Source organism: Lysinibacillus sp. FJAT-14745, assembly GCF_001275675.1.
Lineage (GTDB): Bacteria > Bacillota > Bacilli > Bacillales_A > Planococcaceae > Lysinibacillus.
The window spans coordinates 308094-323595 of the sequence record NZ_LITM01000005.1; the positions used below are offsets into that span (position 1 = coordinate 308094).

13 protein-coding genes are annotated in these 15502 nt (G+C 39.7%); 1 reads left to right on the plus strand and 12 read right to left on the minus strand.

Going from position 1 to position 15502, the window contains the following annotated elements:
- The first annotated feature begins 313 nt into the window (after positions 1–313).
- On the plus strand, positions 314–1843 hold the full coding sequence (locus AMS59_RS08810) for a cardiolipin synthase (protein ID WP_053483363.1): 1530 nt from the start codon (positions 314–316) through the stop codon (positions 1841–1843).
- 431 nt (positions 1844–2274) lie between these two features.
- Here the strand turns inward: AMS59_RS08810 and pyrE are convergent, their stop codons facing one another.
- From pyrE to lspA, 12 genes are all read right to left on the minus strand, one after another.
- Positions 2275–2904 carry an orotate phosphoribosyltransferase gene (gene pyrE, locus AMS59_RS08815; RefSeq protein ID WP_053483364.1) on the minus strand — a complete coding sequence of 210 codons (630 nt, stop codon included), beginning with the start codon at positions 2902–2904 and terminating at the stop codon, positions 2275–2277.
- A 2-nt stretch (positions 2905–2906) separates the two neighbouring features.
- On the minus strand, positions 2907–3611 hold the full coding sequence (pyrF, locus tag AMS59_RS08820) for an orotidine-5'-phosphate decarboxylase (RefSeq protein ID WP_053483365.1): 705 nt from the start codon (positions 3609–3611) through the stop codon (positions 2907–2909).
- Positions 3611–4522 carry a dihydroorotate dehydrogenase gene (locus AMS59_RS08825; protein ID WP_053483366.1) on the minus strand — a complete coding sequence of 304 codons (912 nt, stop codon included), beginning with the start codon at positions 4520–4522 and terminating at the stop codon, positions 3611–3613. The genes pyrF and AMS59_RS08825 overlap by 1 nt, the downstream gene beginning before the upstream one ends.
- Positions 4519–5292, minus strand: a complete 774-nt coding sequence (locus tag AMS59_RS08830) for a dihydroorotate dehydrogenase electron transfer subunit (RefSeq protein ID WP_053483367.1) — start codon at positions 5290–5292, stop codon at positions 4519–4521. Before AMS59_RS08830 ends, AMS59_RS08825 begins: the two co-directional genes overlap by 4 nt.
- Before the next feature lies 1 nt (position 5293).
- Positions 5294–8491, minus strand: a complete 3198-nt coding sequence (gene carB / locus AMS59_RS08835; RefSeq protein ID WP_053483368.1) for a carbamoyl-phosphate synthase large subunit — start codon at positions 8489–8491, stop codon at positions 5294–5296.
- Positions 8484–9584, minus strand: a complete 1101-nt coding sequence (locus AMS59_RS08840; RefSeq protein WP_053483369.1) for a carbamoyl phosphate synthase small subunit — start codon at positions 9582–9584, stop codon at positions 8484–8486. Before AMS59_RS08840 ends, carB begins: the two co-directional genes overlap by 8 nt.
- Positions 9584–10861, minus strand: a complete 1278-nt coding sequence (locus AMS59_RS08845; RefSeq protein ID WP_053483370.1) for a dihydroorotase — start codon at positions 10859–10861, stop codon at positions 9584–9586. Before AMS59_RS08845 ends, AMS59_RS08840 begins: the two co-directional genes overlap by 1 nt.
- 1 nt (position 10862) lies before the next feature.
- Positions 10863–11741: an aspartate carbamoyltransferase catalytic subunit gene (locus AMS59_RS08850; RefSeq protein WP_053483371.1), complete on the minus strand. Its 879-nt coding sequence runs from the start codon at positions 11739–11741 to the stop codon at positions 10863–10865.
- 213 nt (positions 11742–11954) lie between these two features.
- Positions 11955–13283: a solute carrier family 23 protein gene (locus AMS59_RS08855; RefSeq protein ID WP_053483372.1), complete on the minus strand. Its 1329-nt coding sequence runs from the start codon at positions 13281–13283 to the stop codon at positions 11955–11957.
- Positions 13284–13307: 24 nt separating this feature from the next.
- Positions 13308–13850 (minus strand): bifunctional pyr operon transcriptional regulator/uracil phosphoribosyltransferase PyrR, encoded by a 543-nt coding sequence (gene pyrR, locus AMS59_RS08860; protein WP_053483373.1) that lies wholly within the window; start codon positions 13848–13850, stop codon positions 13308–13310.
- A 240-nt stretch (positions 13851–14090) separates the two neighbouring features.
- Positions 14091–15002, minus strand: coding sequence for an RluA family pseudouridine synthase (locus AMS59_RS08865; protein ID WP_053483374.1), 912 nt, complete (start codon positions 15000–15002; stop codon positions 14091–14093).
- Positions 14999–15478 (minus strand): signal peptidase II, encoded by a 480-nt coding sequence (lspA, locus tag AMS59_RS08870; RefSeq protein ID WP_053483375.1) that lies wholly within the window; start codon positions 15476–15478, stop codon positions 14999–15001. The genes AMS59_RS08865 and lspA overlap by 4 nt, the downstream gene beginning before the upstream one ends.
- Positions 15479–15502 lie beyond the last annotated feature (24 nt).

Consider the following 15502-nt stretch of genomic DNA (forward strand, 5'->3'; position numbering starts at 1 on the left):
AGACAATTTTACTAGAGTGCAATGCTGAATGGATTCAGTATGGCTCTTAGTCAAGCACATGTTTTGGTGAAGAGCCAGTTTTAAATTAAAGACTTTATTAGATTAATAGTTCATCTCAGAGGTGTTAAAGAATCTTAATTTACTATAGAAGGAATTTATACGGAAGCATTTGCAATTAGCGATATTGATTTGCTCCTTCTAATAATATTCGTTAGCGTGGAAATGTCTATATTGTAAAAAAAAAGAAAACAATTTATCATAAGTACAACTTCCTCTGATAAAAAATTAAAAAAGAATAGGTGAAATGTTACATATGAAAAATCGCGTAGTCCAATTACTTTTTGTATTTACAATTGCAGCAATTATGCTCATCGTCTTCAATAAGTCCATCATTTCCTTATATACTTTAATCGGTATAATATGGCCTATCACACTTATAGGGATTGCCTTTGTTATTTTTATTGAAAATCGTTCCCCGCAAAGTACATTGGCTTGGTTTTTAGTACTAGCCATTCTCCCTATTATTGGTGTACTTCTGTATTTACTTTTCGGAAGAAGTCGCTGGAGAAGAAAGAAACATTTACGCCGTTCTGAAGAACAAAGGATGTTATTCCGAGAGATTTTAGCAGGGAAAAGTTTTAATTTAGAAACCTCTACCCCTTTAAATGAACGATCCACCTATTTGACTCAAGTTATCCAAAAATTTGGTGGAGGTCCTGTTGCGAATGAGACAACAACAAAACTCTTAACAAACGGTGATGAAACATTTACTGAAATCATACAAGCAATTGAAAATGCTACACATCATATTCATATTCAATACTATATTTATCGATCAGATGAAATCGGTACAAAAATTCGAGATGCCTTAATCAGGAAGGCCAAATCTGGCGTTCTTGTACGCTTTCTTTACGATGGACTCGGCAGTAATAATTTACGAAGTAGTTTCTTACAACCAATGAAGGACGCAGGGATTGAAGTTGTCGAATTTGATTCTATTCTTTCACCTTGGCTATTAGAAACTGTAAATTATCGTAACCACCGAAAGATTGTTATTGTTGATGGGACAATTGGTTTTACAGGTGGACTCAATGTCGGGGATGAATATCTCGGTCGTTCGAAGAAATTTCCTATTTGGCGAGATAGTCATTTAAAGATAGAAGGAAAAGCATTATATAAACTGCAGGCCATTTTCCTAGAAGATTTTCTCTATGCCACTAACAGTTTAAATGCTCATTCTTGGAATCAATTTATGGATAAAACATACTTTCCAGGTCAAGGAATTGATCAAGCAGAAGGTGCCGTACAAATCGTTGCAAGTGGGCCTAGCTCAGATGATACAAGTATTCGGAATGCTTTATTGAAAATTATGGGCTCTGCAAAAAAGTCCATTTGGATTGCCACTCCATACTTCATTCCTGATCAAGAAACATTAACATTATTACGTTTGAGTGCACTTTCCGGAGTAGATGTCCGCATTTTATATCCTGGAAAAGGGGATAGTATCATTAGTGATCAAGCATCCCAATCATACTTTACACCGCTTCTAAAAGCGGGAGTCTCTATTTACTCTTATAAAGATGCTTTTATGCACGCTAAGATTGTACTTGTTGATGATGAAGTTGCATCAATTGGTACAGCAAATATGGATATTCGTAGTTTTGAGCTTAATTATGAAATTATTGCAGTCCTATATGACTCTACAACGGTTCTAGATATAAAAAATGATTTTGAACAAGATTTTAAAGAATCCGTAGAAATTACATGGGAGTCATTTCAACAGCGCGGTATTCCAAAACGCATGCTTGAATCTCTTATGCGACTCATTTCTCCTCTACTGTAAATGATTAAATAAAGTATAGTTCTTGGTCAAAGCGAGGGGTTGATTTCCGTTCCGGCTGGGCGCTTTGTTGTTGCTGTCGCTTCGCTTTCGCACAGATAAAACATTTGCTGCCGCTACGTTAGCACTACGCTTTCGCACAGAGCAAAGCTTCCTGGGGGCGTCCGATGAGCCGCTAATCCCCAAGGAGTCGCCCAGCCTCCACTCCAATCAACCACTTCACATATCGTGTATCTCTTATTGCGTGATATTCTACTTTTTTAAGAAATCACCCTATCTCAAGCACTTCAACATTAGCAAAAATTCTTCTGACCTTCCAGACTGTAAACAAACTCGAAAAAATATTGAGTCTGTAGACGGTCTTTTTTATGACGCAATAGTTTTTCAACAAATGAAAGGGTTGTATGAAAAAATTCATACAACCCTTCGTTTAATTAAAGCTCTCCTGCTTTTAATTTTCCATGCCAGTCTTTTAAGAACGGAATGTCTCCCTCTTGAATAGCGCCTGATTCATTAGCTGCTTCAATTAAATAATCGAAATTTGTTAGAGATACATATTTAATGCCTGCCTCTTCAAATGCTTGTTCAGCGCGTGGAAGGTTGTATGTGTAGACGCAAACTACGCCTAGTACCTCACAGCCAGCAGCGCGTAAGGCTTCTACAGCTGTGATTGATGAGCCGCCTGTAGATACGATGTCTTCTACTACTACGACTTTTTGACCTGCTGCGTATTTTCCTTCGATTTGGTTGCCACGACCATGTTCTTTTGCTTTAGAGCGTACATACACCATCGGTAATTCTAAAATATCACTTACCCAAGCTGCATGTGGAATGCCCGCTGTTGCTGTACCTGCTACGATTTCAGTTGTAGCAAAGTTTTCTTTAATAAGAGATGATAAACCGTTTGCTAATTGCTTACGAATTACAGGGTCAGAAATTGTCAGACGTGTATCACAGTAGATTGGGGATTTAATGCCTGATGCCCATGTGAATAGTTCTGTTGGATTTAATTCTACTGCGCCTACTTTTAACATAGCGTGTGCGATTTCATTTTGTAATGTCATTGTTATGCCTCCCATAATTCACTTACGATTTTATATGCTGCTACTGGATCTTGTGCACCTGTAACGGCACGTCCAACGACGATTAACGAAGAACCGTCACGTTTTGCGCCATCTGGTGTTGCAATGCGTTTTTGGTCGTGTGCGTCGCCACCTGCTAATCGGATACCAGGTGTCACGCGTAAGAAATCTTCTCCACATACTTCAGCAATTGCTTTTGCCTCATGTACGGAGCAGACAACTCCATTTAAACCAGCTTGTTTTGTTAAGCTTGCGTAATGTAAGACAGATTCTTGTAAAGATAAAGCAATTTTTTGCTCTGCCTGCATTTGCTCTTCTGTTGTTGAAGTCAATTGTGTTACGGCAATTAATGCCGCACGTTCACGCCCTGCAGGAGTACCCGCTTCAAGTCCCTCAAGTGCAGCCTCCATCATTGGACGACCACCTGCCGCATGAACGTTGACTAAATCTACTCCTAGTTTCGCTAGACCTTTCATTGCAGAGCCAACTGTATTAGGAATATCGTGTAACTTTAAATCAAGGAAAATATCATGGCCTAGATCTTTAACCTTGCGTACAATATCCGGCCCTTCTTGCATATATAATTCCATACCAATTTTCACGAAAAGAGGCTCATTAAAATGCTTTAGAAATTTAAATACTTCTGCTTCACCAGGAAAATCTAGTGCAAGTATTGGTTTTGTATTCATTAACGATGGCTCCTTCCGATAATTTCTGAAATATGCTCTACTCCTAATTGATCGAGCTTTGCTGGTAATTCATCAATAATATTAGGACAAACGAAGTGATCAACAAAGTTTGCTGTCCCAACAGCAACTGCAGATGCGCCAGCCGACATAAAGTCAATAACATCCTGCGCTTCTGTCACGCCACCCATCCCAATAATCGGAATATTGACAGCCTTATACACCTCATAAACCATACGAATCGCAACTGGCTTTACAGCAGGACCAGATAAGCCACCTGTACCATTGGCAATCACTGGCTTACCTGTACGCTCGTCTAAACGCATACCGATAAGTGTATTTATCATTGTAATGCCATCTGCACCACCTGCTTCAACAGCTTGTGCAATTTCAACGATATTCGTTACATTAGGAGATAATTTCACGTATACAGGCACTTCTGAAACAGCTTTGACAGTTGCAACTAGCTCACGTGCTGTAGCAGGGTCTGTACCAAATTGAATACCACCACATTTAACGTTTGGACAAGAAATGTTAAGCTCTAATGCTTTTACATTTGGTGCAGCAGAAATGCGTCGTGCTACTTCCACGTAATCTTCTGTTTCCGTACCAGCAACATTCGCAATGATTGGCACATCATAATCTTCTAGAAACTTTAATTCTTCATTCATTACTTTTTCAATGCCAGGGTTTTGTAAGCCAATGGCATTCAACATCCCTGCTGCTGTTTCTGCTACACGTGGAGTTGGATTGCCGGGACGTGTTTCCACAGTCGTAGCTTTAATCATAATAGCGCCAAGCTTTGATAAATCATAAAGCTGTGCATATTCACGTCCAAAACCAAAGCAACCGGATGCTGGCATTATTGGATTTTTTAAATCTAAGCCTGGTAATTGGATAGTTAAACGACTCATAATGCCACCGTACCTTTCGGGAAAACTGGACCGTCAGAGCATACTTTGACATAATCCTTTGCTACTTGATCTGTTGTTTTACATACGCATGCGAAACAAGCACCGATACCGCAGCCCATACGCTCTTCAAATGATAAATAACCTTCTTTTTCTGGATAAAAGCCTTCAAGTGCTTTTAACATTGGTAGCGGACCGCAAGAATAAAAGACATCGAATTCAGGTGCTCGTGACTCTAAAACATTTGTGACAAAGCCCTTTGTCCCTTTAGAGCCGTCAACCGTTACATAATGTGTCTCTCCAAGCGCACTGAATTGTTCCTCATAGAAGCATACATCCTCTGTTTGGAAGCCAAGTACATGGATTGTTTTAACACCACGAGCATTTAATTGTTTAGAAAGCTCATGTAATGGTGGTACACCGATTCCTCCACCAACTAGTAGGGCTGTGCCTCCCTCTTTTACTGCTTCTACAGGGAACCCATTACCGATTGGTCCAAGAACATTAACGAGCTCACCCTCGCGATTTGTCGCTAACACTTTTGTTCCACGACCTTCCGCACGATAAATCATTGTAAATTCGTTGTTGTCTTTATCTATGTTTGCAATACTGATTGGTCGACGTAAAAGCGGCTCCATTGAATCTGACACCTTTACATGGACAAACTGGCCAGGAGTCATATCCTGAACCAGCTCTCCACGAAGTGTCAATTCGAAAATGTTTGTCGCTATTTGCTTTTGAGAGACGACCGTCATTTTCTCTTGACGAATCATATTAGTGTACTACCTCCGCTTTTGGCATTTGTTCTGCTGTAAATGTCATTGATTCAATAACTCGGACCATCGCTTCTGCTGTGTCTAATGAAGTTAAGCAAGGTACGCCGTTTTCAACTGACTCACGACGGATTCGGAAGCCATCACGTGCCGGTTGCTTGCCTTTTGTTAATGTGTTGACAACAAGCTGTGCCTCACCGTTTTGAATTAAATCGATTAATGTTTGACCTTTTGCACCGATTTTGCCAACTACATCTGTGCGTACACCTGCTTCTTCAAATGCTTTAGCTGTACCTTCAGTAGCAACAATACGATAGCCTACTGTTGAGAAGCGTTTTGCTAGTGCAATTGCTTCCTCTTTATCTTTATCGGATACTGTGAACAATACTGTGCCTTCTGTACGAATTTCCATACCTGCTGCAACTAAGCCTTTGTAAAGTGCTTTTTCTAATGTTGCATCTTTCCCCATTACTTCACCTGTTGATTTCATTTCAGGTCCTAAAGTAATGTCCACACGACGTAATTTAGCAAATGAGAATACTGGCACTTTTACGAAGACACCTTTTTGCTCAGCTGCTAAGCCTGTTGGATAGCCTTGTTCTACGATTGATTTACCAAGAATCGCTTTCGTTGCAATATTCGCCATCGGAATGTTTGTAATTTTACTTAAGAATGGTACTGTACGAGATGAACGTGGGTTAACCTCGATCACGTATACTTCGCCTTGTGAAATTACATACTGAATGTTCATTAAGCCTACGATGCCAAGACCTTTTGCAAGGCGAGTTGTATAATCCACTAACGTATCTTTTTGCGTTTGCGTTAATTTTTGTGGAGGGTATACAGAGATCGAGTCACCAGAGTGAACCCCTGCACGTTCGATATGCTCCATAATACCTGGGATTAATACATTTTCACCGTCACAAATGGCATCTACTTCAATTTCTTGACCAGTTAAGTAGCGGTCTACTAATACTGGGTGATCAGGAGATGCTTCTACTGCATTTTCCATATAGTGTTTTAGTTCATCTTGATTGTAGACGATTTCCATCGCACGTCCACCTAGTACGTATGAAGGACGAACTAGTACAGGGAAGCCTAGACGTTCACTAATAGCAAGTGCTTCCTCCGTCGATACAGCTGTTTGACCTAGTGGCTGTGGAATGTTCAAGTCGCGTAATGCTTGCTCGAATTTATCTCGGTTTTCTGCACGGTCGATATCTTCAAGTGTTGTACCTAGAATTTTCACGCCATTGGCAGCTAATTTATCAGCTAGATTAATAGCTGTTTGACCACCGAATTGTACAACTACTCCAATTGGTTGCTCCAGGTCGATAATATGCATAACGTCTTCGATTGTTAATGGCTCGAAGTATAATTTATCTGAAATCGAGAAGTCAGTGGATACTGTTTCTGGATTCGAGTTAATAATAATCGCTTCGTAGCCCGCTTCTTGAATTGCCCATACTGAGTGTACTGTTGCATAGTCGAATTCAACCCCTTGACCAATGCGGATTGGACCAGAACCAAGTACAACTACTGACGGCTTATCTGATTTAATTGATTCGTTTTCATCTTCATATGTGCCATAGAAGTATGGTGTTTCAGATTCAAACTCAGCTGCACATGTATCAACCATTTTATATACCGGGATAATGCCATTTTCTTTACGGTATGCATATACTTCTTCTGGTGTTGTTTCCCAAAGCTCGGCAACTTTCTTATCTGCAAAGCCTAGACGTTTTGCTGTACGTAATACATCTTTATTGTTTTTATTGTCAGCAAGTGTTTGCTCCATATCTACGATGTTTTTAAATTTATTTAAGAAGAATAAGTCAATTGCAGACCATTCATGGATTTGCTCAATTGTTACACCGCGACGAAGTGCTTCACCGATGAAGAATAGACGCTCGTCACCTGCTTTGCGAATACGTTTTTCAATCCAAGAATCAGTGTTTTCTTCGGCATGTTTCAGCTCTAAGTGAACTTGGCCTGTTTCAAGAGAGCGTACTGCTTTTAGCATAGCTTCTTCAAATGTACGCCCAAGTGCCATTACTTCACCAGTCGCTTTCATTTGTGTACCAAGATTACGCTTTGCTGATTCGAATTTATCGAATGGCCAGCGTGGAATTTTCGCCACAATGTAGTCTAGAGCTGGCTCGAAGCAAGCATATGTTGAACCTGTTACAGGGTTTTTGATTTCATCTAATGTTAAACCAACTGCGATTTTTGCTGCTAGCTTTGCAATTGGATAGCCTGTTGCTTTTGACGCTAACGCTGATGAACGTGATACACGAGGGTTTACTTCGATCACATAATAATTGAAGCTATATGGATCAAGGGCTAATTGTACGTTACAGCCACCTTCGATTTTCAGTGCACGGATAATATCTAGAGAGATATTACGTAGCATTTGGTTTTCACGGTCTGATAGTGTTTGTGTAGGTGCCACTACGATAGAGTCACCTGTATGAATCCCAACTGGGTCAACGTTTTCCATGTTACATACAACGATCGCGTTGTCAGCAGCATCGCGCATTACTTCATATTCAATTTCTTTATAACCAGCGATTGATTTTTCTAGTAAACATTGTGTTACTGGTGAATATTTTAGACCAGATGTCACAATTTCCTCTAGATCTTGATCGTTGTAGCAAATACCGCCGCCTGTACCGCCAAGTGTGAAGGCAGGACGAACGATTACTGGGTAGCCAATTTTCGCTACAAAGTTTTTCGCTTCGTCTAAGTTATGAATAATATCTGATTCAGGTACTGGAGCACCTAGCTCATACATTAAGTTACGGAATAGATCGCGGTCTTCCGCTTTATGGATCGCTTCTAATTTTGTACCAAGAATTTCAATATCAAGCTCATCTAGAATGCCTGATTTATCTAATTCAATGGCCATATTTAAACCAGTTTGACCACCAAGTGTTGGTAGGATGGCATCTGGACGTTCTTTACGTAGAATTCGTGATACAAACTCAAGTGTAATTGGCTCAATATATACTTTGTCGGCAATTTCTGTATCTGTCATAATTGTCGCAGGGTTTGAGTTTATTAAAATAACGCGATAGCCTTCTTCTTTTAGTGAAAGACAAGCTTGTGTTCCTGCGTAGTCAAATTCTGCTGCTTGTCCGATTACGATTGGACCTGATCCGATTACTAAAATAGTTTCAATATCTGTACGTTTAGGCATGTTGTTTCCCCTTCCCTGCTTCTACTTCCATCATTTCGATAAATTCATCAAATAGGTGATTTGAATCCTCTGGACCTGGTGATGCTTCTGGGTGATATTGCACTGTGAAGATTGGATATTTCTTATGGCGTACACCTTCACAAGTACCGTCATTTAATGCGATATGTGTTAATTCTAAATCTGTATCTTTTAATGAATCGATGTCGACTGCGTAACCATGATTTTGAGATGTTAAATCAGTACGGCCAGTACGTAAATCTTTTACTGGATGGTTACCACCACGGTGACCGAATGGTAATTTGAAGCTTCGCGCACCGCATGCTAGTGAGAAGATTTGGTGGCCTAAGCAAATACCGAACATCGGCACTTTTCCGATTAAATTGCGTACTGTTTCAATACCCTCTTGCACATCTTCAGGGTTACCCGGGCCATTCGAAAGCATGATGCCATCTGGATGCCAAGCTAAAATTTCTGCTGCTGAAGTATTGTAAGGTACAACTAGTACATCACAATCACGTTTGTTTAACTCACGAAGAATACCATGTTTCATACCGAAGTCTATTAATACTACGCGTTTGCCACGACCTGGTGATGGATAAGCTGCTTTCGGTGATACTTCATGTACATGGTTTGTAATTGCTGGTGTTGCCTGTAATTTTGCCACGATTTCATCCACATTCACTTCTTCATCAGCCGCTGTTAACATAGCTTTTACAGACCCTTTGCTACGAATAATACGTGTTAATTTTCGTGTATCGATCCCTTCAATACCTGGGATATCCTTTGAAGTTAAGTACTCATCTACCGTTAAATCACAACGGAAGTTTGAAGGTGTTTTTGCTAATTCACGAACTACAAATCCACGAATTGCAGGTGTGATCGATTCAAAATCATCACGGTTAATACCGTAATTACCGATTAAAGGGTAAGTTAACGTTACGATTTGTCCGTAGAATGAAGGATCTGAAATAGTTTCCTGATAACCTGTCATCCCTGTTGTGAATACAACCTCACCTTGTGAAGCTCGCTCACTACCGAACGCTGTACCTGTAAATACTGTGCCATCTTCTAAAATAAGTAAACGTTTTTTCATTACTCTGCCTCCTGGTATACGATATTGCCTTCAAAAATTGTAAGGACTGGCCATCCTTTTGCAGCCCAACCATTGAATGGTGTATTGCGTCCTTTTGATACAAAACCTTCTGCATCAATTGTTTGTTCTTTATTTAAATCAATTAAAATCATATCTGCTGAAGCGCCAACTTCTAATGTGCCATATGGTAAATCAAAAATTTGAGCTGCCTTTACAGACATCCAATCAATCAACTGTTTTAACGTCCATTTCCCTGTTTCTACAAACTGTGTGTAAAGTAGTGGGAAGGCTGTTTCAAAGCCTACAATGCCAAACGGTGCGCCTACCATGCCACAGCATTTTTCTTCTACTGTATGTGGAGCGTGATCTGTAGCGATACAATCGATTGTGCCATCCATCATAGCTGCGTGAAGTGAATCTTTATCATCTATAGCGCGTAATGGTGGGTTCATTTTCCAGTTTGCATCATCTGATGGAATATCCATTTCTTCAAGTAATAAATGATGCGGACAAACTTCTGCAGTGACACGAATGCCTGCTGCTTTAGCGTCTCGTACTGCACGTACAGATTCCTTCGTTGATACGTGACAAACGTGGTAGCGTGCGCCAGCAGCTTCTGCTAATAGAACATCACGTGCAATTTGAACAGATTCGCAAATGGATGGAATTCCCGGTAAGCCAAGCTCTTTATTACGCTTCCCTTCATGCATCACACCGTCGTAAATTAATGAGTTGTCTTCACAGTGTGCGACAACTACCATATCGTGTTGTGCTGCATCCTTCATTTGCTCATACATTGTTGATGCAAGCTGGATCCCAACACCATCATCTGAAAATGCAACAGCTCCATGTGCTTTTAATTCTTCAATACTTGTGCGAACCTCACCTGAGATGTCCTTTGTTAATGAGCCGTATGGAAGTACTCGAATAACTGCACTTTCTTTAATAAGACCGTTAATCAACTGCATATTTTCTACTGAATCTGGCACTGGTTTTGTATTTGGCATCGCACAAATTGTTGTGAAGCCGCCTTTTGCTGCTGATGCTGAACCTGTAGCAATTGTTTCTTTATGTTCAAAGCCCGGCTCACGTAAATGCGTGTGTACATCGACAAAGCCTGGTGCAACAACTAAACCATTTCCTTCAATAATTTCTGCGTCTGTAATATTTACGTTTTGACCTATTGCAGTAATTTTACCGTCTGCCATAGCGATATTGACTGTTTGTAGCTCGCCTTGTTCATTAAGCATTTGTACATTTTGAAGAACCTTTGTCATGTTATTCTCTCCCCTTTAAAATTGTTTCAACAATAGCCATTCGTGTATAAACACCATTTCGAACCTGCTCGAAAATTCGAGAACGCTCGCATTCTACTAGCTCTGAAGCAATTTCTACATCACGATTGACCGGTGCTGGATGCATAATAATTGCCTTTTCCTTCATTTGTTTCTCACGTTCAATTGTTAAACCGTACTCATTATGATAGCTCTCTTTTGAGAAGCTTTTATTAACCTTATGACGTTCATGCTGCACACGAAGTAACATAATCACATCGCTTATTTCGATTAAATCATCCCAAGAATGATGCGCTTCGAAATTGCCTGCCCACTCTTCTGGACAAAGGAAATGAACATTTGCCCCTAAGCGCTGTAACGCTAAGGCATTCGATTTCGCTACACGGCTATGGCTTATATCTCCAGCGATTGTCACATTCAACCCTTCAAAAGAACCAAACTCTTTTCTAATTGTATAAAGATCTAATAATGATTGAGACGGATGCTGACCAGTGCCGTCACCTCCGTTAATAATTGACACATTGATGCCTTCAAGTAGTTCATTGTAATATGCATCTTCCTTTGCGCGAATGACTACTGCGTCCATACCAATCATTTCTAACGTCTTTACCGTATCGTACAATGTCTCTCCTTTAGTGACGCTTGAAAAGCTAGCATCAAATGGGATCACGATACAGCCAACTTTACGCTCTGCCATTTCAAAGCTTGTTTTCGTGCGCGTACTTGGTTCGAAAAATAAATTTGCAACGTTGTATGGGCGAGATAATGATGATGCTTCACCATTCTCAAACGCTTGCGCACGATCTAGAATGTGGTTAATTTCTTCAATTGTTAAATGTTCCATTGATAATAAGTTCTTCATCATGTGCCTCCATTAGATTGTGTTTCATGAACGTCTATGTATAAACGTTCCGTATTCAGTAAGCTGAATATAGTAAAAGCCCCGCTGATGTCATCAACGAGGCATAAGGAGGCGTGACAAACTAGAGCAGAACATATTCCTACGTTTAGCTTGTCTACAACTTCCCTTTTTTTGCCTCTCTGGACAATTCATTAAAAGGTACTGCTTATTTAATTAATCTTCTAAAACTTCTTTCTCTCTACCTGGTAATACTAAGTTTAAAATTACACCTATAATTGCTGCTAATGCCATACCTTCAAGGGCAAATGACTCAGAGAATCTAAGTGCAGCTCCGCCTATTCCTACTACTAAGATTACAGATGCAATAACCATGTTTCGATTATTCCCAAAGTCTACTTTGTTTTCAACTAGCATACGTAAACCACTAGACGCGATAATACCAAATAATAAGATTGAAATACCACCAAGAACTGCAGTTGGGATTGTTGAAATTAATGCCATGGCTTTCCCAAAGAACGACACGACAATCGCAATGACTGCTGCTCCCATGATAACATACACGGAATAGACACGTGTGATTGCTAAAACACCTATATTTTCACCGTATGTTGTTTTCGGTGGTCCGCCGATTAAAGCACTCAGTAATGTCCCTAAACCATCCCCTAAAATTGAGCGGTGAAGGCCTGGATCTTTCACATAATTTCGATTTACTACTTTCCCTAAAACTAATTGGTGGCCAATATGTTCTGAAATCGTTACGATGACGATTGGTACCATCGCAAGTAAAATTTTAGCTGTAATATTGAATTCGTAGTCCACACCTGGAATCAAGAAGTCCGGTGCAGCGAAAAATGATGCTTCTTTTACTGGCGTGAAATCAACGATTCCAATAAACACTGAGTAGATATATCCAACAATTAGACCCATCAGAATAGGCATAGCACTTAAAATATTTTTAAAGTATACCGTAAATATAATCGCTGCTAATAACGTGACTAAAGCTGCTGAAAAATGTAATCCACTGTATTGAGATACTGTTTCAACAACTCCTGTTGTCTCATTCACCTGTTCTACATTTATATTCATTGCCATATTTACTGCTGTACTTGACAGTCCTAAACCAATTACGATAATAACGGGTGCCACAACAATTGGTGGTAGCAAACGCATTAACCATTTATAGCCTGTTTTCCAAATGATTAAAGACACAATTCCGTAAACTAGACCGACTGCTAGTGCCCCAATCATAGCATTCCCCGGATTCACACTAGCTTTATTTGCATCTAATCCATTCGCTGCGATTAGAATTGGTGAGATGAAAGCAAATGATGAACCTAGATATGCTGGTACTTTAAACTGTGTTACTAATAAGAAAACAAGTGTTGCAATCCCACTCGTTAAAAGGGCGATTGCCGGACTAAGACCTACCAGTTGAGGGACTAAGATCGTTGACCCAAACATGGCAAACATGTGTTGGAAACTTAATGTCACTAGTTGGACTGGAGTCGGTTTATCCTGTATATCTAATACTGCATTTGACATAATGTTTCCTCACTTTATTTATAGTTAGTCTTCTTTAAAAATGATGACGCAATCTTCTCCGTCTACTTCTTGTAAATTTACGACAATACGTTCAGATCCAGATGTTGGAACGTTTTTGCCAACATAATCTGCTCGTATTGGAAGCTCTCTGTGACCTCTGTCGATAAGGACTGCCAGTTGAATTTGTGCAGGTCGTCCTAAATCCATCACTGCATCTAGTGCTGCTCGTACTGTACGTCCAGTATATAAGACATCATCAATTAGAATTATCTTTTGATTACCTACAACGTAATCAATATCAACTTGCTCAACATGCGCCTGCTCGTTTTCATGCTTTGTTGATAGATCATCTCGATAAAGTGTAATATCAAGCTCCCCAGTACGAATTGGTTTACCTTCAATTTTTTCAATTCTTTCTGCAAGGCGTTTTGCGAGAAAAGCACCTCGCGTTTTAATGCCTACTAAAATACATTCATCAATTCCTTTATTACGTTCAATAATTTCATGCGCAATACGTGTTAATGCTCTTGCCATAGACTGGCCATCTAACAGCTCATTTTGTGCCATATAAATTTCCTCCTCTCTTCTATCTATTGTTGGTCATATGTCCATAAAAAAACCTCTCAAGGCGAATGGCCTGAGAGGGTTATATACGTGTTTAAATAGTATGTTGAAAAATTTGCAGCACAAATTTTTTACAACACATTCACATGTACCTTCTCAGCCTCTCTGGACTGCCATTAAAGGTGAATATTTAGTTAAGTTGTTCATTCACTTTCGTTAGTATAGACCTTCTTTTACTATACGTCAATGCATATTTCTTAAATCATTTAATAATTGTTCATAATCAGCAGGAATTGGTGCTTCAAACTGCATATATTCACCTGAAGTAGGATGATCGAACCCTAATACACCCGCGTGTAATACTTGTCCACCAAAGTCTAATGTCTTTTTTGGTCCATATTTTGGATCACCAACAAGTGGGAAGCCAATATAATTCATATGCACACGAATTTGATGTGTGCGTCCTGTTTCTAAACGACATTCTACAAGCGTGTAGTCGCCAAAGCGTTCGATTACTTGGAAGTGAGTTACTGCATGCTTCCCTTTATCAACAACTGCTTGTTTTTGACGATCTTTTTGATCGCGTCCAATCGGTGCATCAATCGTTCCTTTATCATGTGCAATATGCCCGTGTACTAGCGCAGTATATTTACGAGTTACTGTTTTATTGACTAGCTGATTCACTAACGATTCATGAGCTGCATCATTTTTAGCAACCATCAATAAGCCTGATGTATCCTTATCAATACGATGGACAATCCCCGGACGCATAACGCCATTAATACCTGATAAATCCTGACAATGATACATTAAGCCGTTTACAAGAGTACCCGTCATATGTCCAGGCGCTGGATGGACAACCATGCCCTTTGGTTTATTCACAACAAGGACATCTGCATCTTCATAAACAATATCAAGATCTAAGTTTTCAGCAATAACATCTAATGGCTCTGCTTCGGGTACATCAATTTCTACAATATCCCCTACTTTTACCTTATACTTCGCCTTGACAGTCTCTCCGTTTACTTTGACAATTCCCTCAGTAATCCAATTACCAATTTGTGTACGCGACCATTCTGATTGCACACTTGAAACTGCCTTATCAATGCGCTCTCCCTGTTGTTGTTCTTCCATTGTATATGATACTTGCTTCATTGTTTCACCTGTTTCTTTTCTTTTTTATCTTCAACGATTAAGCCAATCATTAATATTACTACCGCAAATGTTAAAGCTGCATCCGCAATATTGAAGATTGGGAAATCATAATTAATCACTGGAATTAAGACATGTACAAAATCGACCACTTCACCTCTAAATATACGGTCAATAAAATTACCTACAGCTCCACCTAATAAAAGCATTAAGCCAACTTGAAAAATAGGTTTACCCTTAGCCTCTTTATGATAAAAGTATAGGATGGCACAAATAACGCCTATCGTGACAAGGCTAAATAACCACATTTGCCCTTCTAACATTCCCCATGCTGCTCCCCTATTTCGATGAGACAATATCCCAAACCACGGATCCCATACTGAAATTCGTTCACCAAACTCCATATTTTTCACAATTAGCCATTTAGTCCATTGATCTAAAATAACCACGAATGCGGCTAATCCATAATATTTATACACAGACACTCCTCCGTTCGCTCAACA

Coding starts and splice junctions, on each gene's coding strand:
- pyrF (WP_053483365.1), bottom strand. CDS start 3,611: ATGAATACAAAACCAATACTTGCACTAGATTTTCCTGGTGAAGCAGAA.
- carB (WP_053483368.1), bottom strand. CDS start 8,491: ATGCCTAAACGTACAGATATTGAAACTATTTTAGTAATCGGATCAGGT.
- AMS59_RS08845 (WP_053483370.1), bottom strand. CDS start 10,861: ATGACAAAGGTTCTTCAAAATGTACAAATGCTTAATGAACAAGGCGAG.
- AMS59_RS08865 (WP_053483374.1), bottom strand. CDS start 15,002: ATGAAGCAAGTATCATATACAATGGAAGAACAACAACAGGGAGAGCGC.
- AMS59_RS08830 (WP_053483367.1), bottom strand. CDS start 5,292: ATGATTCGTCAAGAGAAAATGACGGTCGTCTCTCAAAAGCAAATAGCG.
- pyrE (WP_053483364.1), bottom strand. CDS start 2,904: ATGACATTACAAAATGAAATCGCACACGCTATGTTAAAAGTAGGCGCA.
- AMS59_RS08825 (WP_053483366.1), bottom strand. CDS start 4,522: ATGAGTCGTTTAACTATCCAATTACCAGGCTTAGATTTAAAAAATCCA.
- AMS59_RS08810 (WP_053483363.1), top strand. CDS start 314: ATGAAAAATCGCGTAGTCCAATTACTTTTTGTATTTACAATTGCAGCA.
- AMS59_RS08850 (WP_053483371.1), bottom strand. CDS start 11,741: ATGAAGAACTTATTATCAATGGAACATTTAACAATTGAAGAAATTAAC.
- pyrR (WP_053483373.1), bottom strand. CDS start 13,850: ATGGCACAAAATGAGCTGTTAGATGGCCAGTCTATGGCAAGAGCATTA.
- AMS59_RS08855 (WP_053483372.1), bottom strand. CDS start 13,283: ATGTCAAATGCAGTATTAGATATACAGGATAAACCGACTCCAGTCCAA.
- AMS59_RS08840 (WP_053483369.1), bottom strand. CDS start 9,584: ATGAAAAAACGTTTACTTATTTTAGAAGATGGCACAGTATTTACAGGT.